The sequence below is a fragment of the Candidatus Marinarcus aquaticus genome (genome assembly GCF_004116335.1).
GTDB classification, from domain to species: Bacteria; Campylobacterota; Campylobacteria; order Campylobacterales; family Arcobacteraceae; genus Marinarcus; species Marinarcus aquaticus.
The window spans coordinates 1-1880 of the sequence record NZ_PDKN01000016.1 but is presented as its reverse complement, the minus strand read 5'-3'; the positions used below and the strand labels follow the sequence as shown (position 1 = coordinate 1880).

Genomic DNA, 1880 nt, shown 5'->3' with positions numbered 1-1880 from the left:
ATAATCTTTACAAACCGAACATGTACTTATGGAAACTTCGTTATGTTACCATTCTTTTTCTCTGAGTTAGAAAACGAATTCTAACTCTTTCTCTGAAAGGAGGTGATCCAACCGCAGGTTCTCCTACGGTTACCTTGTTACGACTTCACCCCAGTCGCTGAATCCACTGTGGAAGGTAGCTACTTTAGCATCCCCGCTTCGAATGAATTCAACTCCCATGGTGTGACGGGCGGTGAGTACAAGACCCGGGAACGTATTCACCGTAGCATTGCTGATCTACGATTACTAGCGATTCCAACTTCATGTAGTCGAGTTGCAGACTACAATCCGAACTGGGAGATATTTTTGAGATTTGCTCCACGTCACCGTATCGCTGCTCTTTGTATACCCCATTGTAGCACGTGTGTAGCCCTGGTCGTAAGGGCCATGATGACTTGACGTCGTCCTCACCTTCCTCCTACTTGCGTAGGCAGTCTGTCTAGAGTTCTCAGCCGAACTGTTAGCAACTAGACACGAGGGTTGCGCTCGTTGCGGGACTTAACCCAACATCTCACGACACGAGCTGACGACAGCCGTGCAGCACCTGTATGTAAGTTCTAGCAAGCTAGCACCAATCTATCTCTAGAAAGTTCTTACTATGTCAAGACCAGGTAAGGTTCTTCGCGTATCGTCGAATTAAACCACATGCTCCACCGCTTGTGCGGGTCCCCGTCTATTCCTTTGAGTTTTAATCTTGCGACCGTACTCCCCAGGCGGCACACTTAATGTGTTAACTGCATTACTGCCATGTCTAGCATGGCAACAACTAGTGTGCATCGTTTAGGGCGTGGACTACCAGGGTATCTAATCCTGTTTGCTCCCCACGCTTTCGCGTCTCAGCGTCAGTTATGTTCCAGTAGATCGCCTTCGCAATCGGTATTCCTTCTGATCTCTACGGATTTTACCCCTACACCAGAAATTCCATCTACCTCTCCCATACTCTAGATAGACAGTTTCAAAAGCAGTTCAATAGTTAAGCTATTGGATTTCACTTCTGACTTATCTATCCGCCTACACGCTCTTTACGCCCAGTGATTCCGAGTAACGCTTGCGCCCTCCGTATTACCGCGGCTGCTGGCACGGAGTTAGCCGGCGCTTATTCATAGGCTACCGTCATTATCTTGACCTATAAAAGGAGTTTACGCACCGAAATGTGTCATCCTCCACGCGGCGTTGCTGCATCAGGGTTTCCCCCATTGTGCAATATTCCCCACTGCTGCCTCCCGTAGGAGTCTGGACCGTGTCTCAGTTCCAGTGTGACTGATCATCCTCTCAAACCAGTTAGGCGTCATTGTCTTGGTGAGCCATTACCTCACCAACTAACTGATACCGTACAGGCCGATCCTAGAGCTATAAATATTTCCCTTGCATTCTTATGAATTAAAGGCATATGGGGTCTTAGCAGACGTTTCCATCTGTTATCCCCCTCTCTAGGGCACATTACCTATATATTACTCACCCGTGCGCCACTTAGCTGACAATTAAAGCAAGCTTTAATCCGTTCTCGTTCGACTTGCATGTGTTAAGCACGCCGCCAGCGTTCACTCTGAGCCAGGATCAAACTCTCCAAAAAAAAGTTTGAAACTGACAATTTTTGTATTTCTACAAAATTATCACTCATTGTAAAATAGCTTAGCTATTTCGTTATAGACGAAGAATTTGTATTCTTCATTTGTTTTTAAGTACATATTCGGTTTATAAAGATTATCTCTTCACAAACCTCTTCTTTTAAAGAACTCTTCAGACCAAAACTTTCTATCGTTCCTCTGAAATTGGACGGGAATTATAGACAAATTCTTACCCCTTGTCAAGGGTTTAATCTAAATATTGGCTTAAATTTT

The 1880-nt window shown here is 45.2% G+C and carries 1 rRNA gene; it reads right to left on the bottom strand.

The annotated features are described in order from the left end of the window. Positions 1 to 95 precede the first annotated feature (95 nt). Positions 96 to 1612: ribosomal RNA gene (locus CRV04_RS12760) — 16S ribosomal RNA — on the bottom strand. Positions 1613 to 1880 lie beyond the last annotated feature (268 nt).